This is a genomic window from Chryseolinea sp. T2 (assembly GCF_037203685.1).
In the GTDB taxonomy this organism is placed as follows: domain Bacteria; phylum Bacteroidota; class Bacteroidia; order Cytophagales; family Cyclobacteriaceae; genus Chryseolinea.
This window is the reverse complement of the sequence record NZ_JBBCAU010000004.1, coordinates 475,796-495,428: the sequence shown is the minus strand read 5'-3', so window position 1 is coordinate 495,428 and position 19,633 is coordinate 475,796. Positions and strand designations below refer to the sequence as shown.

Sequence of the window (19,633 nt, the reverse complement as noted above, 5' to 3'; positions counted from 1 at the left end):
TTTAATAGGCAAATTATGAACTACTAAGTTGATCCAATACTGATTTGCAATGAGCTACCACGGCACTCATAGGCGCAGGCGTTGCTGTTACCCGCGACACAACAATCGCACCTTCAATGGCGCAAAAGATAACGCGTGCGACCACGGCAGCATCTGTGGTTGACTTGAATTCGTTAGATCTTACTCCCTTCACCAAGCAAAGCTGAATAAAGTCTATGGTCGACTGCATTTCTTTTGCCACCGGCTTTCGCATGAACCGCTGGCCATCGTCGGCCTCAACGCCATAATTCATCATTGGACACCCCCCTGGAATTGGGGGCTGCATTACGAATTCACCAAAGAAATCGAGTAAACCAAAAAGCTTCTCCTTGTTCGATACGACGGGATCCAATCGTGATTTCATCAAGTCCCTGACTTTATGCATTGAGTAAGCAAATGCCTCCAATGCGATGCCGTCTTTGTCTTTGAAATTCCCGTAAAGAGCGCCCTTAGTGAGCCCTGTAGCATGAGTAAGATCACCGAGAGAAGTGCCGGCAAAACCCTGCTTGTTAAAAAGTGGAGCGGCCTGCTTTCGAATGAACTCTTTTGTTTTCTCAGACTTGCTTACTGGAAGGGCCGTATCGCCAGCCGCTTCACGTCGTCGTTTAGTCTTAGCAATAACCTCGCTAACTTCTTCTGCAACAGAAGGTTTTAAATCCTTTGTAACGGTACGCGACGCCTTTTTCACGAGGCAAATATAGGAATGAATAGAGAATAAATATACCGATCGGTATATTTATTTCATAGCTCTGAGACTAGCTGCCCAAAAAGAAGGGGCCGTCGTACGACAGCCCCTGCAACCAACCTAAACTATAGACATGCATCAACGCGAAGCACGTTCATCAAATCACACACAACGATAACCGGTTCATGCCCGGAAAAATATTATGCACCGATCGGTATCAGCGCATTAGATTGAACAAACATTAGCGGCGTTCAGGCAATCAGTTGCCGGGAATAAGCCATCTGTACAAGTTCTGCAGAGTTCTTAGCTTCTGATTTGCGTAGCAGGTTCTTCCGATGCGTTTCAACGGTGTGATAGCTAATGTTCAGCTTACCAGCGATCTCCTTTGTGGTTAAGCCCGTGGAAATAAGGGCTAGTACCTCTTTTTCTTTGCCTGTTAGTGAGCTCATTCTTTTAATGTTTAAAAGGTTCGTATTTTCTAGTGAGTGAACTTCATGTATGTAGGGGGACGTTGTAACCCAATCGTTCGGAAGATTTTTTCCTTAACGCCCAAAAAAGGACAGCTACGCCCAAAAAAAGCCCTATTCAACAGAAAAAACCCTAACTTCGGACGCGATGCGGTTTATAACTTCTTTGCCTCGTCTTTTTGCATCGCTGAATTTTCAAACCACAAGGTTACTTGTTTGCTCGATTAACATAAAGAACGCTGTCATGAGTCAGGAGGGTCTAATTGAGAAGATCAGGACACAGGGGAACGAAGCACTTGCTATGGTCTATGAAAATTATCGTGACGAGTTTCTTCTGTGGATTACCAAGGAATTTAAATGCTCATTGGATGATAGCAAGGATATCTACCAGCTCACGATCATGATCTTCTATGACAACGTTAGAACGGGAAAACTTTTAAATCTCGTTAGCAGCGTTAAGACATATTTGTTTGGCATCGGCAAGAACCTCGCGCGCGAAAGGCAACGAAAGGAGAAGAGGATAGTGCCTATCGCCAAGGAAAAATGGCTCAAGGAGTATCTAATTGACGAACCCGAAGAGCAACTGGATGAAGGATTGTTTGCCTTAGCCAGAGTTGCCCTCGAGAAACTCGGACAACCCTGCCAGCGAATTGTTGAGCTATTCTATTTTGAGAAAAAGAATATGACCGAGATTTCAGAAGCGCTGGGTTATAAGAATCCCGACACCGCGAAGAATCAGAAATGCAAATGCATGGCCCGCCTGCGAAAGCTGTTCTCGGACGAGACGTCAAGACAATCAACCTATTTTAGTCATGAACCACACTGATAAGGATATAGAACTCATCGAAAAGTATTTCGACGAGGATTTGTCTGAATACGAAATGGAAAGCTTCGAGAGGCGTTTGAAAACGGACGACATCTTTCGCTCCCTCGTCGAACAGGAGAAGTATATTATAGGTGCTATTCGGATGCAGGGACTTAAGGACGACCTTGAGCAGATCAAAAAAATCGAGGCAGGATTGAAAGATCCAATAGCACCTTCAGGCAATATTCCAGGAAGCCGAACCTGGTACCTTCTCGCCGCAGCCGTAGTCGCGATTATAATTGTTGCGAGATTCGCACTTACTTCGAGCGTTACAACCCAGGATCTATACGAAGACAACTTCCGTCCGTATCCCAATGTCTTCCAGCCCGCCGTACGCGGCCAACAACAGGTGGATGACAGGACTGAGGCATTCAAGGCGTATAACAAGAGCGACTTTTTCCGTGCGGCCACTCTATTCCGGGCAATACTAGAACGGGGAAATGATCCAGAATCATTGTTACTTCTTGGGAATTGTAATCTTGTTCTCGGTAATACTGACGCCGCGATCGCCAACTTCTCCGAACTTAACAGGACGTCGCCTGAATTATCAATGCAGGCAAAATGGTTCCTGGCACTTGCCTATCTGAAAAATGGAGATGAATCGCAGGCGACTCCATTGCTTCAGCAAATAGCTGCAACGGACGCCTCATACGCAGATAAGGCGAAAAGTGTCCTTGAAAAACTTGAATAGGAAAGATGGCCTACTCTACTCTGGTAAGTAATTAGCTGGCTTCCCTTTGTAGCTTAGAGCAGATAGCTATCCTTAGAAGAAAGGGTGCGACTAACCGACAGTGTAAAAAGGACGCCTGGTGTTCAAAGGTTGAAGTTCGTGTTACGAAGATAGTGAGTGAAGATTGAAGCGTGAAGATTGAAGAATGAAGTTTGAACTGTAAGCCGAAACAGCGTGCAAGAAACGCACTGAAATTTCTGAATTTCGTTTAATCAATTTATAACCACAAAAAACTTCTCTTATGGCAGTTTCGAAATCACGCAAGGTCACATCCATCAAGTTCAACCTGAACGTGGATGCTATCCTGGAGGGCGAAAAAGTTTCCAAGATCTCCTTCAACATGGATCTTAATCCTGACAAAAGGATACTTGCGATTAATGAGTACCTCAGCTCCTACCCCGGACTGGCGGCAATACTAAAAGACCTCGATCGCGTACTTGGCGAGATCGAAAGACGCTCGCAGATTTACAACGGTATGGTTACCATTAACCCAAACACAGAGGCCAAATGGAATCGTAAGTACGAAGAAAATTTAAAACCTACATTCGGCAAGATTGATTCTATCGACTATCGTCATGAAAGTCCTGGAGCAGCCAATGTTAGCTATGTAAGACGCTACAATGGCGACCTTGAGCCACCAAGCTTGTAAGACTTTCGACGACGCAGGTAAATAAAAACACCTCCACCCAGAAGCGTAAGTGGCACCAGATATAGCAGCGGCATGTTATCATTCTGTTCAAATATCTGGTGCATACTTCCATAGGCGACCAGAGGTGCCCATGATTTTGGATCTGCTGTGATTTCATCAGCACGCTCCAGATAGAGAAGCTTCGCAGCCCGCAATGCTTCGTCTATTTGTACGCCGCTCAGCAGTTCCGCGTAGAAGTCGGTCATTAATGCGATGGAAGCCTGATCGTTCACTTTCCATAAACTCATCAAGGTGTTCTCGCAACCTGCCGATGTGAACGCACTTGCCATACTGATCATTCCCTCTCCCCGATAATCTTTTCCAAGACCGGACTCACATGCACTTAAAACTGCCATTGATGCTTTGAGCCTCATGCTGTACAGTTCATACGCATGAAAGACACCGTCGTTAGCTCTATCGTTTCTCGATCTGAAGAAAAGGCTGGCTGAAAATCCATTGGATTTGTCCGCACGTCCGTGAATGGCGAGATGAATGATGTCGTATTCGGGAGACAGAGACTTAAAGTTTGATTCAGTGGCCGTGCTATCGCGCAGGAACCTTCCGTCTTTAAAGCGCAGTGCCAGGGCATCCAACTCCTTTTCGGCGCCTTCAATTTCTTCAAGGGCCAACATATCGTCATCGGCAGCGCGTTCCTTTAGCCCACCTGTAAATCCAACAGCAAGCAATGAGGGATGCTTCACTACGCGTTGTGATTCCTTGCGCAGCATGGCCGCAGAATACGCGTATCCAACGGACCGTGACTTTATCAGATATTCGAGGCCACGATAGTTGACGTTTGATTTTTCAGGCATACGAAGCAACAGAATTTCGAAAGGAACGTGCCCAACAGGACCATCAGGTATTATTTGCAATGAAGCAGTTCCCAATAATGATTCGAACGGTCTAATGAGTAATTGATAGAGCCCATGGGAGGAACTCGTGAATGTCTGAAAAATCTCAGGGCTTGCTGTCGAATGATTATTATGAAGATGTCCAACCAGCTTATCTATCAAAAGCGCTACGCTATCGCTTTTTCCTATACGCTCAAACGTCACACTATCACCCGATATCCCGAGACCATAAAGCCATTCACTTCCCCAGAAGTATTCAAGTATAACCCGTCGTTCATTCTTTAACATTGATTGAATATCACTTAACGGGCTAAATTCCCGGGCATACTTTGTGTTGAAATAGCCGGGGAATTTCTGTTCTATCTCGGCAACGGATTCCTGAAGCTGACGATCGAGTATTACAAGGTGTTCGCGCAATTGTGTTATTTCAATTTGCTGTCCACCCTTCGAGCTTAAATCACTGACGCGATTTTCGGTCATTAATATTTCTGACTTAAGCCGGCCATGGACCCGCAATAGACTATCATTTGCTCCAATCGAACGCGCACGTTCGGCAGCCGCGAGCGCATCGGCCAAAGATCGTGCCTTGCTTCTTTCAAAGAACTGAAACACTTGTGCCAACACATCGGTATCATTAGTTCCCAGCCAGGATTCATGAAGCGAGGCAACGATGCTTTCATATACTGCGTACTTCGTATCCAGAAATGCCCACTTCGCATCTTCGGTATCCAATGTGTTCCGTTCCTCTGAGAACAATTGCTCGGCAAGATAAAGACATGCCAGTGCCTCTTTCAGGTAGCCCGGACGTTTGGTTGCCCGGTAAAGACGGCTGAGGTATTCACCTTTACGCGCTATGATCTCATCAGCATTAAAGCTGTTTCCGATCATTGACAGTGTCGGATTGTCCTTAGTATCAAGTGAGTTGAAACCAGGAATTGAGGCAACTAGTGCCAGCTGGCATTGGTCGACCGCTGAGTAATATTTTTGCTGGTGCCCGAAATACTCGGCAACAGTGAGATACGTATTTCCGGCTTCTTCACTGCGCATTCTTCCGGTGCGTTTTAATTCAGCGAATATCTGCGAGATCACCTTCTCGAAGTTTGCTGCATCTTTCTTTTGCGCGTAGGCAGAAGCCTTCAGTCCGAGCATGTGTAACAAAAGGCGCTCGTCCTTCTCGTTCATTTTTTTGTACAGCTGTTCGGCGTTTTGGATAAAACGAAGCGCATCATCGTACGCAGAGTCGATCAGCATTGCTTCAGCCAGGTTCTGAAAATGCGATGCCCGGGCCATTGTATTGCCCGTAATGTCATTCAGGCGCAAAGCTTCGTTATAGGATCGTTCCGCTTCTTCGCGGTCGCCCATGTCGCGATAAATGTTGGCTATCATACTCAAGGCGAACTCCTGGCGCACCGTGTTCAGGGACCTTGACAACGCAACCGCTACTGTTCCATACGATAGTGCTTTTTCAAAATCGTCTTGTGAGCGGTTGGTGGCGGCAAGACCATAGTAGTTATTAAACAGGACGATCGTATCGGCGAAGTGTTGTTTTTCGCGTATACCCAGGGCGCGCTCGTAGTACTCTTCGGCTTGTTGAAAATCGTATACCGTAAACTTATACACGTCACCAAGGCCGTGATAGCAGTTGGCTTCCTTCAGCGAGCCCGGTTGCAACGACCGATAGATTGAGACAGCTTTTTCAAAATACTGAATAGCTTCGTCTGCCTGGTAGTCGGCCTTATAAAATCGTGCAAGATTGAAGTAAAGAGTGGCCAAGGATGTATCGCCGGCACTGAATGCAACTGTCCGGGCGGCATCCTTGGTGGATTCAAATGCTGATTCGTAGTTGATTTTCCTGTCGAGGCCCAATCGCGCCACGCCATTGGCTGCACGGAGGTATAACGCTGTTTGTTTCGAAGTCTTCGCTTCAGTCATGGCATCACCCATCACCTGAAATGCCCGATCCATGTCACCGCTATTCATAGCCACCTCTGCCTGCTTTAACAGGTCCGCGGCGTCCTGGGCGTTAAGACATCCCACAGCAGCAAAAATTACTGCAATCGTCAGCAGCGGAGTGGTTACCTTCATCCCTGAATATAGGGATACCATGGCGATTTAGAAGTATTTCATCGCCTTTTCGAACGTTAACAAATTAACCATACATGACATCACAGTCACCACTCTTCGAATGATGATCCGTGGAGCCTGAGTCTTGTACCCAATGGTTGGATGCTTATCGGTAGCTGCGTCGTTCAGGTCCGGATGCTAAGAACTGCCAGGTTATTCAGATCAACGTTATTTGATCGAAGTGTCTGATCACAGTGATTGATCACTGTGAATCAGCCGGCGACCAGTATGCTTGCGCTTTTTGCCTTTGAGTGCCTAGTCCTTCAATGCCCAATTCGATAACGTCGCCGGGCTTCAAATAGACAGGAGGCTTAAATCCAAGTCCAACACCTGCAGGGGTGCCTGTTGAGATAACATCGCCGGGCAGCAAGGTCATGAACTGGCTCAGATAACTGACAAGGAATGGAACATTGAAGATCATGTCATCTGTATTACCGTCCTGCATCGTGGTACCGTTAACTTTCAACCACATTTTCAGGTTGTTGTAGTTAGGGACGTCGTCCGTGGTGACTAACCATGGGCCTATTGGTGCAAACGTGTCACAGCTTTTTCCTTTCACCCACTGACCATTCCTTTCGAGTTGGAATTCACGCTCGCTGTAGTCATTGTGTAAGCAGAAACCAGCAACATGTTCCATGGCATGGGCTTCGTCCACATAACTCGCGCGCTTTCCGATGACAAATGCGAGTTCAACTTCCCAATCCGTCTTTGTACTGTTCTTGGGTATCACGAGCGCATCATTCGGTCCGGTTAATGCCGTGGTCGATTTGAAGAATATGATCGGCTCCTTAGGAGCGGGCATATTCGACTCCTGCGCATGTTTCATATAGTTGAGGCCGATACAGATAATTTTTGAAGGTCTCACAAAAGGCGCGCCCAGCCGTGTTGTGTTGTTAACCATAGGCAGCCGTGACTGATTAGTCAAAAGCCAGGCTTTGAGCCGCGCAGGTCCATCGCTACCAAAGAATGATTCATCGAAGTCTTCACCAAATGAAGATACATCGAAAATGAGGTCGCGAAGCGTAATACCGGGCCTTTCCTTACCGGGGTCGCCAAATCTGAGGAGTTTCATAATTTGTGTAAATGTGGATCCAGACGTGAAAAAAGGAAAATAAACTGATACAAAAAACAGTTTTCGGGTTCCTGGAACCTGTGGACCTCCCCGATTGTTGCTAACATTATGTCATCGTTGACATACCCCTCCGATATGAAAATACTTCTAGGTTATCTTAAAAGTTATAAAGGCCTCATTGCCCTGGCGTTATTTCTGGCTGCCACGAGCCAGGTCTTTTCGTTGCTTGACCCGCACATCACCGGTAAGATCGTAGACAACTTCATCGAGAAGAAAACCGATATGCCCCGCGGCGAATTCATACAAGGCATTCTGTATCTGGTGGCACTTTCCGTTGGAGCAGCCATGGTATCGCGCATCGCCAAGAATCTTCAGGACTATTTTACCAGCATCGTCGTCCAAAAGCTGGGAGCTACAATGTATGCAGATGGACTGAAACACTCCCTGGAACTTCCGTACCAAACCTTTGAAGATCAGCGCAGTGGTGAAACATTGGGCATTCTTCAAAAAGTAAAGACTGACTCAGAGAAGTTCATTACTTCATTCATCAGTGTTTTGTTTGCCAGCGCTGTGTCTATGGCTTTCGTTGTGGTTTACTCATTAAGCGTTAGTTACAAAGTCACTTTGGTATATTTCGCATCAGTGCCCATCATCTCGCTTACCAGCTGGCTGTTAAGCAGAAAGATAAAGACTGTACAAAAGACCATAGTAAAGGAAACCACTGCACTAGCAGGATCCACTACAGAGTCGCTTAGGAATATCGAACTGGTGAAGAGTCTTGGCCTCGCAAACCAGGAGATAAAGCGTCTCAACAACACTACCTTCAAGATCCTTGGCCTTGAGCTGAAGAAGGTCAAGTATGTCCGCGGGATGAGCTTCCTTCAGGGAACAACGGTCAACTTCATCCGTAGTGTAATGGTGGTTATCCTACTCGTCCTGATTTTCGACAACGACATCTCTGCGGGTAAATACTTCACTTTTCTATTCTATTCCTTTTTCCTGTTTACCCCCTTACAGGAACTTGGCAATCTTATCATTACGTATCGCGAAGCCGAAGTTTCTTTGCTGAATTTTGACAGGATACTTAAGCTTCCAAAAGAGGCGAAACCTGTTAATCCTGAACCCTTAGGAAAAGTCACGGCACTTACATTCGACAATGTTGGGTTCAAACATCAATCGGCAAGTACCAATGCATTGAATGGCATTAACTTCTCCGCCAGAAGCGGCGAAACCATTGCGTTTGTGGGGCCGTCCGGCTCCGGAAAGACCACACTTGTTAAGTTGCTTGTCGGACTTTACCCCCCTAAAACAGGAAAGATCTACTACAACGATATCCCTGGTGGCAATATCGATCTCGACGAGCTTCGTGAAAAGATCGGCTTTGTTACCCAGGACACACAACTGTTTGCCGGCACTATTCGTGAGAATCTTCTATTCGTTCGGCCGGAGGCAACAGATGAACAATGCCTCGATGTTTTGTACAAGGCGGCCTGTCAGTCGTTGCTCGCCCGGGCAGACAAAGGCCTTGACACCCTCATTGGCGAAGGCGGTGTGAAGGTCTCAGGCGGTGAAAAACAGCGTTTATCAATAGCACGTGCATTACTAAGGCAGCCTGACATCATAGTTTTCGATGAGGCTACGTCGTCACTTGATTCTATTACGGAAGAGGCAATCACGGAGACCATCCGGGATGTATCTACCGCGAAGGATCACATTACCATTCTCATCGCTCACCGCCTGTCTACGGTAATGCATGCGGACCGTATATATGTTCTTGAGAAAGGCCATGTCATTGAATCGGGTAATCACGACGACCTGTTAACTGAAAAGGGTCTTTACTACGCAATGTGGAGACAGCAGATCGGTGAAAAGGTCACCAGCGAACAGGTTGCCTAGGTTGTAATGTTTACTTCACCAGTACTTATTATCAGGCAGGCATTGGTACCTGCCTGACACTTACTTTACCGCGGCTTATAGTTGATAAAGTAATCCGTCATTGCGTAACCTGGTCCTCCTGGACCACTGTTGGCAATAAAAAGAAAGCGAATCGCATAACCCAGATCATACGCAAAACCGCCTCCTGTGAGAGAAGATTGCTCATCCTGAGTGAGCTCCTGAAAATGCTGAAATCGATTCATAAAGAATTGTGGTTTGAGTTAATAACATACAACTGATCTGTTGTTCGCGCTGGCCACCGCGTAAATCAGATCGGGCCTCGGGCCGGAAGCTGAGACAAATGTATGTTGACCATTGGCTAACTAAAAACAAAGCGACGCCGATAATCCTTACAATTAATTGTTCAATTAATCCGAACATCAATCGAAGGATTCATTTCTTTCAATTGCTCTGCAAATTGAAGTTTGTCTCGTGGTGAGATCAACAGAACGCGATCACACGTGATAAGCTCCAACCGATCGATAGAAAGAGCCGGGGCACTTAGTATGTTATTACTGCTTCTTACAGACCTGATATCATTGACCCTGACTTCGTCCTTGTAAAAATAGCCGCATCGAATAATCAGCCGACCATCTATAGTTAGGCGATAACTGGTATCCGCATACATGTTTATTATAAACGAAGCCGCTGGAACAGTCACCAGCAATGCGGTCCAAACCCCGTGCGATATCAGCACGACGGACGGCACAATTAAAGCAACGCTTACGAACAGCAGGAGACCGATACTGACTTTCGACTTGTATAATTGATCAACCACAGATGTTGATTATGAGGTTAACCTATCGCGATCAAAAACGATCTTACACTTTTTATCTTAAACCCACCCGCACCGCCGAAAGAAATGACGTGACAAAACGCAAGCAATGAGCCCTTCAAAGTAATTAGCATCCCATCTACAGAAGCATCCGTTCCATGTGTGATTATTGTATTGATCGTAGTGCTTTTTGCATTCCAAAGTGCTGACTTCTCCAATGTCTTGACAAATGGCATAGGAGTCTTCGTCGATTTTCCGACAAGATCCCACTCTGGTTCATTTGTGATAAGTTTCAGGAGTTGAGCGTCATCTCCTTCGGCAATGGCAACGATGATGTCCTTGATGAATCGCTTTCTTGGCGAGTTACCACAATCTGCAGGAATCGAAATTTTGGCGGCCAACGGAACAGAATTATGATGTATAGCAGAACTTAGATTGCCAACAGAATTTTAGCATTCAGAAAACGAATCAATGACCGCCTATGTATTCAGCCTTACGAATCCTCCATCGATCGGATAATCGCTTCCTGTTACGAACGCAGCTTCATCCGAACAAAGGTACAAAGCCAGAGAGGCGATTTCGCTTGGTTTTCCCATTCGGCCGATCGGCTGAGTTTTGGATAGCTTCTCGAACATTTCCTTCTCCTGTCCCGGGTAGTTCTTAGCGAGGAAACCATCGACAAAGGCGGTATGAACTCGAGCCGGAGAAATACAATTGCAGCGTATGTTGTCTTTGATATAGTCTTTGGCCACAGAAAGCGTCATCGACACAACGGCACCTTTGCTCATAGAGTATGCGAACCGATCCGATAGCCCAAGAGTTGCTGCCACTGAGGCCACGTTCAGAATTACACCACCACCCTGCTCTTTCATGTGCCCAATCAAGCAGTGCATGGCATTGTAAACACCTTTGATGTTTACCTGGACAATGCGATCGAAATCACTTTCAGACGTGGTGTCAAGCTTGCCGATGTGAGATATACCTGCACTATTGACGAGAACATCGATGCGACCAACTTTAGCAATGATGCCATCAACGGCCGACTTAAATGTGGCCTGTTCAGCAACATTCACGGGTAGCGCCAGCGCGCGTCCTGAACCTGACTGAATTGTTTTTACCATTTCTTCTGCCGCGGAAGCATTGAGATCGGCCACAATTACCTGTGCACCCTGTTGAGCAAACAATTCCGCGATTGCCTTGCCGATACCGCTTCCTGCACCAGTGATCAGCGCTGTTTTTCCTTGAAGACTAAACATGAAAGATTAAAATGAAATCAATGAGAATGTGAGCCGTTTAAGTAAGAGTCCCACTCATCGTCCTGCCCGCTCATATGGTCTTTCAGGAAGATGGCGTAAGAAGGTTTATATGGTTTTTTGCGTAAGGGCATATTAGCCTCATCGGGCGAATAGTCGCCCTTCTTGGCATTGCAACGCTTGCACGCTGCGACAAGATTGAGCCATGAGTCTCCTCCGCCCTTAGCACGGGGAACTACGTGGTCGATCGTAAGGTCGCGCCGCGTTCCGCAATATTGACACTCGAAATTGTCGCGCTTGAATATGTTTTGCCTGGTAAGATTAACGCCCTTGTAAGGGGCGTTAACATATCTATTGAGGCGTATGACCGATGGCATCGGAAAACTTTTGGTGACCGAATGCAAGCGGTGTCCATTCGCAGGACGTACCAGTTCGCTCTTGTTCAGAAACACAAGTATAAATGCGCGTTCGACGGAACACACCATCAGTGGACTATTGTCCTGATTAAGTACCAATACCCTGCTGTTCATGAATGCCTTTTAATTTTTTACTTCACCCCATCACTTAACAAATAAGCAGGGTACAAAAAATGAGAAGTGCTGAACAAAAATGGTCAGTAACTTTTGTGAATGTAATTTAAGACCAAATGTCAAACTAACAAAGCCAGGATGGTTTTCCTGGCTTTTGAGGCATTAAAGAAGGGTAATGGAGTTACGATCAGGCGATTGACGCCTGGACGATCTGTTCAATGTCCAGCTTTCGCATGCTCATGAATGCCTGAGCTGCCTTACCGGCCTTTTTGGGATCGCTCATTAGTTTGGTGAGAATCGTTGGAATGATCTGCCAGGAAACTCCAAAGCGATCCTTCAGCCAACCACACATACTTTCCTTGCCACCTTCGGTCAGTTTGTTCCAGTAGTAATCGACCTCTTCCTGGTTTTCACAATGCACCGTCAGAGACACACCTTCAGAAAATGGAACGTCTGCAGATACAACCTCAGACACCATAAACTTCTGATCCATCAATTGTATTTCAGCATGTCGAATCAAGCCGTCCTTCTCGGGGGCATCGTCAGGTCCATAGCGAACGACGCCTTCTGTCGATGCCGTCCTGAACACCTCTTCGTAATGACGAATAGCGGCCGCTGCATGACCGTATTGATCACCGGTAAACATCAGATACGGCGTGATCTTCTGGCGAATGTCCCTTTTCTGTTGAATGCCCAACTGCCATGAGACAGCAAATGCATCCGTCACCCATCCATACTTTTCACTCCACTGAGTCTTTTCCGGTTTGCTTACAATGGTTCCTCCCTTAATCAAAGCGTTCCAGGCCTGATCAAATTCCTCCACCGTTTCACAGCCCACGTAAAATGAAATCGACGCGTTGGGTTTATACATCGGTCCACCATCCAACAACGTGAGATGCTGGCCCGCCACTTCGATACCTGTTACAAAGGGTGACTGGGATGTTATCTTCGATGACTTAAATGCCGCGCAATACATGGCGGCAGCGTCTCTAGCCTGCCCGTTAAACCAGAGACACGGGGTAATTTTTTCTTTCATGTGTTCATATTTTGATGAACGAAACTACTATTGCCACCAGGCGATAAATAGAATAAAAACGACAAAATTCATTTTGGCTTCAAACCATGTTCCACATACTTTCCCGGAGTCGTGCTCGAGAACTCGCGAAACGACCTTACAAAATGACTTTGATCCGTAAATCCGTTGTCTGCGGCAACATCTGAGAGCTTATCAAATTGCTTTGACCTCACCTGCTGGAAGGATTGCTGAAACTGACAAATGCGCCGGTATTCTGTAGCACTGATTCCAACATACTTTTTGAACATCCTTTGAAAAGTACGACGGGTCATGTTCAATTGATCCGGCAGCTGGCTCAGCATATCGGCATCGGGATTAATCATAATGTTGTCCGTAGCAATTCTGATTGCCTCGCACGCCTGTGAATGATGAGCCAGTTGAGTAATAAAGAACTCGTCCAGCACGTTTATCATTTGCAGGGGATGTGAGGCCGCCATTAGTCGATCCTTCAAAGAACCTGCGGTCTTACTGTTCCAGTCGTCGCACGATATAGGATTCTTTGCTAAAGCCGACGCATCAATACCAAATAGTGCAGCCATAGAGAACGGCTTAAAACCATAGATGATTGTAATGGCGTGATTGGTGCTGACCTCGAAGTCGGTAGGTATCGGAGTACCATACAAAGTTATTTCAACATCATCTGTCCTGTCTGCACCCGGTGTGAGTTGTACGAGCACTGCTGCCATACCCGCCACCACCAACGGAACATTTGGGCGAACGTCTTCTGAAAACATATCGACAACCAAAATTGTACGAATGTAGTTCGCCAAATTCTCGCAAGGAGCCTGATACCAGTACCTCATAACATTGATCAGTGAAGGCTCACCGAATGCTTCTCCGGAAGCGGTGCTTTATTCGCGAGCCAAAGCACCAAGACAGTTTCGAATACCAGTGTGAAAGGTATCACCGAAAGGTTTTTAAAGAACAGGAGAATGGTCCATTCGGATGAGGTGCCGACGAGAATTCCCTCACGTTTCAGTGTGAGATACAAGCAGGTTTCGTAGGCCAGCTGATTGATGAGTAGATTCAAGCCCCAGGCGATCAACCCGAAGAGGACTAAGCTGAATGTCAATGCTGACCAGCGTGATTTCATCTTGCTCCAGGCGTGGCCCGAATAACTTCGAAACTGAATCTTACCTGTAACCAGCCGAACAACTTGTTGCAGCCCTTTTCGCACATTTGCTACTCCCAAAACAAACAACAAGATGGCTACACGCGACGCTTCGACGACGATCTCCAGCAGCGTGTGGGTCAACCGTGATACTTCGCCAAAACCGCCCAACTGAATCACCCTGCCCAATGCAGCTATCAAACCCAATGATACTAACACAATCCAGTGCCGTTTCATAAAAGAAAGACTGGCAATCATTGGTTCGAGGTTAGACTTGAGGGCAGCGCTCTTCATGTTATGGCTATATGTTGATTTGATATCATCACAAGTTTTAAACGATAAGCAATTGCAATTCGTTGCTATTAAACGATGATTCTAACTGGATCGAAAGCAATGAAATATGTCTACTTCTCTGTTCTGCAGGCATCCAGGATTTTCGTTTTGAAGCGATAATCATCCCTGAAGATATCAAAAAAATCATTGGTAAAATTGTGCATATCTTTTAATTCCACCTCTGAAAAGTGCTCTTTTTGTTCGTCGATCAATCCCTGTAACTCGGTCTCTTTGTCGAGGTACTCTTTTCTGATTTCCTGCATCGCTTCCGGCGACTTACAGAAGCCGCGGTACACTCTGTCACGAATATCGCCTGTACCCAGATTTGGCGGGTTCTCGCGCGCGTAGTATGCATTCACGAAGCCAGACATGTCGAAATCATACGATAAGGTTATATACTTTGAATCGGCGTATAGCACGTTCGTGTTGTGCTGATAAACGGCGGACCAATCGGCGTTACTGATCATATATTGAAAGTAGTCGTTTCGAAGTGCCTGCTTTTCCTCGAATGCAGCGGGACTTAGTCCCTTCACTTCCATGATCTTGCCATTTGAACGTTTCGCAACATTTGAATTGTCCTCCACCAGAAAGGTAAGTAAGTCGTATTCACGCGGCTTTTTCGCCGTAACCTCTGTCAGGTGGAGATTTGCCAGGCGTGTCAGGAAATGATAGGGAGATACGGTCTCATAAAACTTGTAGCAAATGTATTCGCGTCGGATGAGTTGATTCATGTCAGAAGTAATCCGGCACGGCATGACAATCTTCAATGATTTGTTCCCATGAAAGAGAGTTGAATCTATGTCGTCTTTGCTGAACTTGACTTTCAACGGAGGAAAATAACAATAACGGAGTCGGAAATTGCCGCGAACACGGGCTTCCGTTGGAAGCGTCTTCCATTTTTCGGGCGACTCCTCGTATTCAAACTTTACTGAGACAAAGGTTGAATCATTCGTCTTCTTTTTGATAGATTTGACAGATCCCGTCGCGCGAAGATTGATCGCCTCTTTTGATTGAAAGAGCGGAGTAACTTTCTGGGCAGTGGCGGTTAAAACGCATAGTCCTAACAGGAACAACAATCCCAATTTTCTTTTCATTTCGAATGAAGGTGCTGAATTACTTCAATGTACGAACTTTCCTGACCATTTTGATTTCCCAGGCAGCCGCTTTTTTGGCGATCACCTATGATCTAAGATTGAGTCACAACCTGCTTTTGTTTGGGGTGATCATCGTATTCCCTCTCCATTTCTCGTTGCAGGCTGCATTCAAGAGGCGAGAGAAGGCGCTCGAATATTTCAGCCAGTTCAAAGCCGGTGCGATGGCCGTGCATTATTCATTTGTTGTATCGCAGAATCTGCCGGACGACAAGAAAGCGGAGATACGCAATCTGCTTAAATCAATGTTTGCTACACTGGTCGCGCAACTGGAAGGCTACAAGGTTGAATATGCTACCATGCAGCTCAAGCTTAACGAGGTTATGGCGTTTGCCGATAAGTATCGCGAAGAAATCTCAAAACGAAATGTGCTTCGCATAATCCGTTACATAAAGGACATGACGGAAAGTTCCACCTTCCTGATCAGTCTCGTGCGCCACAGAACTATGTATGGGATCCGGTTCTATTCTACGTTGTTCATCATGCTCTTTCCACTGATTCAGGCACCGATAGTTCTGCATCTGTTTAAAGACCTTCCCCACTGGGCAATCTATCTGGGCTGCGGTTTCGGCAGCTTCCTGCTGATTACTCTGGCCAACTTCCAGAAATTGATCGAGTATCCATTCGACCCCAAAGGCATGGATAATATTGTTCTAAGGGACTTTGATCTTGATATCTGAAGGCAGGTAGTGACAGTTCCGATTTGTACAATTTCTTTGCACATAAGATTCGAATCTTTCGGCTCCAATATCCGTTGATCTGAAATAGCACACTGAATGTTGGTCACTCGTTAGCATGCTGAATTATTACCGTGGATCTTCAATAGATAATACTTCAATTACGGTTTGAACTACCAGGAATACATACCGTCAGAGTCATTGCGCAGCTACGTCAAATGTTACTACGTTTTTGAGGCTGCCGATCAGAAGATCATCAATGACAACGCCTTCGCTACCGGCTGTGTCGAGGTGATGTTCAATCTCCAGGGGTCTCGATGGGAAACGCAGGAGAAAGGAAAGTTTACTCACACCGCCAAAATGGAGTTGTGGGGGCAGATCGTCCGGCCGATTCCCATCAGGCTTTCGGGAAACAGCTTAATGTTGGGAATACGATTTCATCCTTTTGGAGCTGCCATATTCCTCAACGATGACGTCAGCTTGTTCAACGACAACATCGTAGAACTCCGAGGCGTAATGGGGACGGAGGTTGATGAGTTGTATGAACAGCTTCAGGATACTGCTGCCATCGCCGGAAGAATAGTGCTTCTTGAAAGCTTCCTCCACAGGCGACTTGCACTTCATGAAAAACGCCGAGACAAGAGCACGCTAGTCAAAATGGTGATGAACGAATTGACGCGTGACGACTTCTTCGATAACATCGATAACGTTGCATCGCGATACGGTATCACCTCTCGTTATCTTCAAAAGATCTTTTTACAGCACACCGGTTTAACGCCAAAACTCTTCAGCAAGATTAACCGCTTTCAGAAGAGTTTGGTCCTCATTGGCAAGGGTGACCTATCCCTCACCTCAATCGCTTATCAGAGCGGCTATTTCGATCAGTCACATTTCATCCGCGAATTCAAATCATTCACTGGAAATACGCCGTCGCGATTTGATGGAGAAAATTCCTCAGCCATTCTGGCATCTCCCAATAAGTAGTTCCGTTCTGTACAATTCTCTGATCGTGGCGCGTTGCATCTTTGTAACATGTTAAACGACACAGCGAGTAAAGAAATGAAATCCACATTTGAGGAATTCGACGCCCTTCACCAGGTGAAGGAGTTATTTGTATTACCCAATGCATGGGACGCACGAAGCGCCATGATATTGCAGGACCTTGGATTCAAAGCTATAGGAACATCCAGCGCAGCCGTTGCCTCAGCGCTTGGATATGACGACGGTGAGCAGATGTCGTTCGAGGAATATCTGATGATCATCAAACGTATAACCGCATCAGTGAAAGTACCGGTAACGGTAGATATGGAGATGGGCTATGGTACAACACCATCTTCAATCTATGCTAATATCCAAAGGCTGGTGGGTGCAGGAGTAGCCGGGATCAACATCGAGGATTCGATCATCACCAATTCAAAACGAACGCTGGGGAGCGCCGAAGACTTTGCAAAGACTATTCAACATCTGAAGAACAGTCTTCAGCGTGAGGGAAAGTCACTATTTATCAACGTACGAAGTGATACCTATTTACTGAAAACCGCCAATGCACGAGACGAATCCTCTCGGCGTGCAAAGCTATACGCATCAGCCGGCGCAGATGGGCTTTTTCTTCCGGTGATCAGTCAGGAAGACGATATCAAAGCTGCGGTCGAAGCGAGTCCTCTTCCACTGAATGTGATGTGCATACCAGGCCTTCCCGATTTCACAAAGCTGCAATCGCTGGGTGTGAGGAGGGCAAGTATGGGACCGTTTCTTCAGATGAAGACTTATGGTCGCGCTAAAGAACTCGCCTCGAACGTGATCAGCGAGGGAAGCTTTAAAAGTATTCTTTAGTTGTACATCCTAAACAAGGAAATACATCCTAATGAACTGACGAGGACAACGTTCTCGGATGAAAACATCATTGAATATCCTTTTTATAAATAAACCAAAAAAACGTTCATATGAAACTACCAGTTAACGCGCATGAAGCGCATCGCAGTTTAGCGGCCGCATACAACACCGGCGATCTCAAGACAGTACTTAGCATGTACGACACAAACGGAATCATTGTCGCCGAGCCGGGCAACCCGGTGAGCGGAAGAGAAAAATTTGAAGCCGCCGTTAAAGGAATTCTCGGCATCAAGGGTGTGATGGAAATCAAGACCGTGTATTGCCTTGAGTCCGGGGATGTAGCTGTAGGTCGTTCCGAATGGAGCATTAAGGACGGGAATGAAACCAAGGTTGCTGCCAAAGGTGTCGAGTTGCTGAAGCGTCAACCCGATGGAACATGGAAGGTACTGATCGACCACGCATTTGGCGCCGAAGGATCGCTGGGAACAGAGTGAGGAACAGTGCGAGAGTGAGGATCACTTGGAACAGAGTGAGGAACAGTGCGAGAGTGAGGATCACTTAGAACTGTCCTAAATGTAAAGAGCCTGCTGATATCGGCGGGCTCTTTCAATTGTGACGCTTGGTCGGAGTTTGTTGGTGCTATTAAATCAACAAATCACCAAATCGACAGATCAACTAATGATTTGAGGTTACTATATTTAGGCAACACCCTGAACAACTTCTCGCCACCGGCAGCGCATGTGAGTTTGCCCAAACTGGCCTATCGCTAAATGTTCATGATGCCCAAACTTACAACCTATGAAACCAGTATTACACTTCCTCCGCACGACCATAACAGGTGGAATTCTTTTTCTTATTCCAGTAGTGATATCCATCATTATTCTTAACAGGGCAAAACTTATCATGCTGAGACTTTCAAAGCCACTCACTGATAGGCTTCCAGACATTATCTTAGGGCTGGACGGTAGCAACATTCTGGCTATCGTATTGCTGATCCTGGTTTGTTTTGTTGCCGGATTGATCTTTCATTCTAAATCAATCCGCAGGCATATCGACTGGCTGGAGGAGAATGTGCTTGCGTACCTGCCCGGCTATACGATGATTAAATCCATCGCTGCTGACGTGGTCGGGCACGGCGATGCTGCCAACCTTAAGACAGTTCTCGTTAAAGGTGAAGATGGCTGGAGTGTCGGCTTTCTATCGGAACAGGACGACAAGAACAGTGTTGTGTTCATTCCTGAAGCACCGCGGCATGATTCTGGCGAACTAAAGATTGTGCCAAACGAAGCAGTGAAAATAGTAAACGTTCCTACAGGAAAGGCGGCCCGTTACATACAACGATATGGCAAGGGAACGTTGGCATGGGCGAATGAGGCGGAGAAAAATTAAGAATTAAGAGTTAAGAATTGGCTGGCGCATGATGGCGTCAAACTCATTGA

At 46.3% G+C, this 19,633-nt stretch carries 22 protein-coding genes; 9 read left to right on the top strand and 13 right to left on the bottom strand.

Translation table 11 applies throughout. The features are described 5' to 3' along the window. Positions 1-13 precede the first annotated feature (13 nt). Both WBG78_RS16590 and WBG78_RS16585 read right to left on the bottom strand, forming a co-directional pair. Positions 14-727, bottom strand: coding sequence for a TetR/AcrR family transcriptional regulator (locus WBG78_RS16590; RefSeq protein WP_337327572.1), 714 nt, complete (start codon positions 725-727; stop codon positions 14-16). Positions 728-975: 248 nt separating this feature from the next. Beyond that, the gene (locus WBG78_RS16585; protein ID WP_337327571.1) at positions 976-1,173 is read right to left on the bottom strand and encodes a helix-turn-helix transcriptional regulator; all 198 of its coding nucleotides are present in this window, start codon (positions 1,171-1,173) and stop codon (positions 976-978) included. Positions 1,174-1,435: 262 nt separating this feature from the next. On the opposite strand from WBG78_RS16585, the gene WBG78_RS16580 reads away from it, so the two are divergent. The 3 genes from WBG78_RS16580 (at position 1,436) to WBG78_RS16570 (ending at position 3,435) form a co-directional block, all read left to right on the top strand. Next, complete coding sequence (locus WBG78_RS16580; protein WP_337327570.1) at positions 1,436-2,017, top strand: RNA polymerase sigma factor; 582 nt, start codon at positions 1,436-1,438, stop codon at positions 2,015-2,017. Further along, positions 2,004-2,747 carry a tetratricopeptide repeat protein gene (locus WBG78_RS16575; protein ID WP_337327569.1) on the top strand — a complete coding sequence of 248 codons (744 nt, stop codon included), beginning with the start codon at positions 2,004-2,006 and terminating at the stop codon, positions 2,745-2,747. The genes WBG78_RS16580 and WBG78_RS16575 overlap by 14 nt, the downstream gene beginning before the upstream one ends. A gap of 280 nt (positions 2,748-3,027) precedes the next feature. Continuing rightward, on the top strand, positions 3,028-3,435 hold the full coding sequence (locus tag WBG78_RS16570; protein WP_337327568.1) for a hypothetical protein: 408 nt from the start codon (positions 3,028-3,030) through the stop codon (positions 3,433-3,435). On the opposite strand, the gene WBG78_RS16565 is transcribed toward WBG78_RS16570, so the two are convergent. Both WBG78_RS16565 and WBG78_RS16560 read right to left on the bottom strand, forming a co-directional pair. Continuing rightward, positions 3,402-6,431, bottom strand: a complete 3,030-nt coding sequence (locus WBG78_RS16565; RefSeq protein ID WP_337327567.1) for a CHAT domain-containing protein — start codon at positions 6,429-6,431, stop codon at positions 3,402-3,404. The genes WBG78_RS16570 and WBG78_RS16565 overlap by 34 nt on opposite strands. A 220-nt stretch (positions 6,432-6,651) precedes the next feature. Then, positions 6,652-7,521, bottom strand: coding sequence for a fumarylacetoacetate hydrolase family protein (locus tag WBG78_RS16560; protein ID WP_337327566.1), 870 nt, complete (start codon positions 7,519-7,521; stop codon positions 6,652-6,654). Between the two features lie 135 nt (positions 7,522-7,656). Between WBG78_RS16560 and WBG78_RS16555 the strand changes: the two genes are divergently transcribed. Continuing rightward, a complete protein-coding gene (locus tag WBG78_RS16555) occupies positions 7,657-9,417 on the top strand; it encodes an ABC transporter ATP-binding protein (protein ID WP_337327565.1) in 1,761 nt (586 codons plus the stop codon). A gap of 65 nt (positions 9,418-9,482) precedes the next feature. On the opposite strand, the gene WBG78_RS16550 is transcribed toward WBG78_RS16555, so the two are convergent. The 9 genes from WBG78_RS16550 to WBG78_RS16510 all read right to left on the bottom strand — a co-directional run bounded on the left by WBG78_RS16550 (position 9,483) and on the right by WBG78_RS16510 (position 15,627). After that, complete coding sequence (locus WBG78_RS16550) at positions 9,483-9,659, bottom strand: hypothetical protein (RefSeq protein ID WP_337327564.1); 177 nt, start codon at positions 9,657-9,659, stop codon at positions 9,483-9,485. A gap of 161 nt (positions 9,660-9,820) precedes the next feature. Continuing rightward, a complete protein-coding gene (locus tag WBG78_RS16545) occupies positions 9,821-10,234 on the bottom strand; it encodes a PH domain-containing protein (RefSeq protein ID WP_337327563.1) in 414 nt (137 codons plus the stop codon). Between the two features lie 17 nt (positions 10,235-10,251). After that, the gene (locus WBG78_RS16540; RefSeq protein ID WP_337327562.1) at positions 10,252-10,632 is read right to left on the bottom strand and encodes a hypothetical protein; all 381 of its coding nucleotides are present in this window, start codon (positions 10,630-10,632) and stop codon (positions 10,252-10,254) included. Between the two features lie 78 nt (positions 10,633-10,710). Further along, the gene (locus tag WBG78_RS16535; RefSeq protein WP_337327561.1) at positions 10,711-11,487 is read right to left on the bottom strand and encodes an SDR family NAD(P)-dependent oxidoreductase; all 777 of its coding nucleotides are present in this window, start codon (positions 11,485-11,487) and stop codon (positions 10,711-10,713) included. A gap of 17 nt (positions 11,488-11,504) precedes the next feature. After that, positions 11,505-12,014: an HNH endonuclease gene (locus WBG78_RS16530; protein ID WP_337327560.1), complete on the bottom strand. Its 510-nt coding sequence runs from the start codon at positions 12,012-12,014 to the stop codon at positions 11,505-11,507. A 187-nt stretch (positions 12,015-12,201) separates the two neighbouring features. Beyond that, positions 12,202-13,050, bottom strand: a complete 849-nt coding sequence (locus tag WBG78_RS16525; RefSeq protein WP_337327559.1) for a VOC family protein — start codon at positions 13,048-13,050, stop codon at positions 12,202-12,204. A 68-nt stretch (positions 13,051-13,118) separates the two neighbouring features. After that, positions 13,119-13,823: a helix-turn-helix domain-containing protein gene (locus tag WBG78_RS16520; RefSeq protein ID WP_337327558.1), complete on the bottom strand. Its 705-nt coding sequence runs from the start codon at positions 13,821-13,823 to the stop codon at positions 13,119-13,121. A gap of 77 nt (positions 13,824-13,900) precedes the next feature. Continuing rightward, complete coding sequence (locus tag WBG78_RS16515) at positions 13,901-14,494, bottom strand: hypothetical protein (protein ID WP_337327557.1); 594 nt, start codon at positions 14,492-14,494, stop codon at positions 13,901-13,903. 110 nt (positions 14,495-14,604) lie between these two features. Continuing rightward, complete coding sequence (locus WBG78_RS16510) at positions 14,605-15,627, bottom strand: hypothetical protein (protein WP_337327556.1); 1,023 nt, start codon at positions 15,625-15,627, stop codon at positions 14,605-14,607. A gap of 5 nt (positions 15,628-15,632) precedes the next feature. On the opposite strand from WBG78_RS16510, the gene WBG78_RS16505 reads away from it, so the two are divergent. The 5 genes from WBG78_RS16505 (at position 15,633) to WBG78_RS16485 (ending at position 19,583) form a co-directional block, all read left to right on the top strand. Further along, positions 15,633-16,364, top strand: a complete 732-nt coding sequence (locus WBG78_RS16505) for a hypothetical protein (protein ID WP_337327555.1) — start codon at positions 15,633-15,635, stop codon at positions 16,362-16,364. Between the two features lie 165 nt (positions 16,365-16,529). Continuing rightward, positions 16,530-17,345, top strand: coding sequence for a helix-turn-helix transcriptional regulator (locus WBG78_RS16500; protein ID WP_337327554.1), 816 nt, complete (start codon positions 16,530-16,532; stop codon positions 17,343-17,345). Positions 17,346-17,420: 75 nt separating this feature from the next. Continuing rightward, on the top strand, positions 17,421-18,194 hold the full coding sequence (locus WBG78_RS16495; RefSeq protein WP_337327553.1) for an isocitrate lyase/PEP mutase family protein: 774 nt from the start codon (positions 17,421-17,423) through the stop codon (positions 18,192-18,194). A gap of 110 nt (positions 18,195-18,304) precedes the next feature. Then, a complete protein-coding gene (locus tag WBG78_RS16490) occupies positions 18,305-18,688 on the top strand; it encodes a YybH family protein (RefSeq protein WP_337327552.1) in 384 nt (127 codons plus the stop codon). A gap of 304 nt (positions 18,689-18,992) precedes the next feature. Further along, a complete protein-coding gene (locus WBG78_RS16485; RefSeq protein WP_337327551.1) occupies positions 18,993-19,583 on the top strand; it encodes a DUF502 domain-containing protein in 591 nt (196 codons plus the stop codon). The last annotated feature ends 50 nt before the right edge of the window (positions 19,584-19,633 follow it).

Coding starts and splice junctions, on each gene's coding strand:
- WBG78_RS16585 (WP_337327571.1), bottom strand. CDS start 1,173: ATGAGCTCACTAACAGGCAAAGAAAAAGAGGTACTAGCCCTTATTTCC.
- WBG78_RS16580 (WP_337327570.1), top strand. CDS start 1,436: ATGAGTCAGGAGGGTCTAATTGAGAAGATCAGGACACAGGGGAACGAA.
- WBG78_RS16575 (WP_337327569.1), top strand. CDS start 2,004: ATGAACCACACTGATAAGGATATAGAACTCATCGAAAAGTATTTCGAC.
- WBG78_RS16570 (WP_337327568.1), top strand. CDS start 3,028: ATGGCAGTTTCGAAATCACGCAAGGTCACATCCATCAAGTTCAACCTG.
- WBG78_RS16565 (WP_337327567.1), bottom strand. CDS start 6,431: ATGGTATCCCTATATTCAGGGATGAAGGTAACCACTCCGCTGCTGACG.
- WBG78_RS16560 (WP_337327566.1), bottom strand. CDS start 7,521: ATGAAACTCCTCAGATTTGGCGACCCCGGTAAGGAAAGGCCCGGTATT.
- WBG78_RS16555 (WP_337327565.1), top strand. CDS start 7,657: ATGAAAATACTTCTAGGTTATCTTAAAAGTTATAAAGGCCTCATTGCC.
- WBG78_RS16550 (WP_337327564.1), bottom strand. CDS start 9,659: ATGAATCGATTTCAGCATTTTCAGGAGCTCACTCAGGATGAGCAATCT.
- WBG78_RS16535 (WP_337327561.1), bottom strand. CDS start 11,487: ATGTTTAGTCTTCAAGGAAAAACAGCGCTGATCACTGGTGCAGGAAGC.
- WBG78_RS16530 (WP_337327560.1), bottom strand. CDS start 12,014: ATGAACAGCAGGGTATTGGTACTTAATCAGGACAATAGTCCACTGATG.
- WBG78_RS16525 (WP_337327559.1), bottom strand. CDS start 13,050: ATGAAAGAAAAAATTACCCCGTGTCTCTGGTTTAACGGGCAGGCTAGA.
- WBG78_RS16520 (WP_337327558.1), bottom strand. CDS start 13,823: ATGTTTTCAGAAGACGTTCGCCCAAATGTTCCGTTGGTGGTGGCGGGT.
- WBG78_RS16515 (WP_337327557.1), bottom strand. CDS start 14,494: ATGAAGAGCGCTGCCCTCAAGTCTAACCTCGAACCAATGATTGCCAGT.
- WBG78_RS16510 (WP_337327556.1), bottom strand. CDS start 15,627: ATGAAAAGAAAATTGGGATTGTTGTTCCTGTTAGGACTATGCGTTTTA.
- WBG78_RS16505 (WP_337327555.1), top strand. CDS start 15,633: ATGAAGGTGCTGAATTACTTCAATGTACGAACTTTCCTGACCATTTTG.
- WBG78_RS16495 (WP_337327553.1), top strand. CDS start 17,421: ATGAAATCCACATTTGAGGAATTCGACGCCCTTCACCAGGTGAAGGAG.
- WBG78_RS16490 (WP_337327552.1), top strand. CDS start 18,305: ATGAAACTACCAGTTAACGCGCATGAAGCGCATCGCAGTTTAGCGGCC.
- WBG78_RS16485 (WP_337327551.1), top strand. CDS start 18,993: ATGAAACCAGTATTACACTTCCTCCGCACGACCATAACAGGTGGAATT.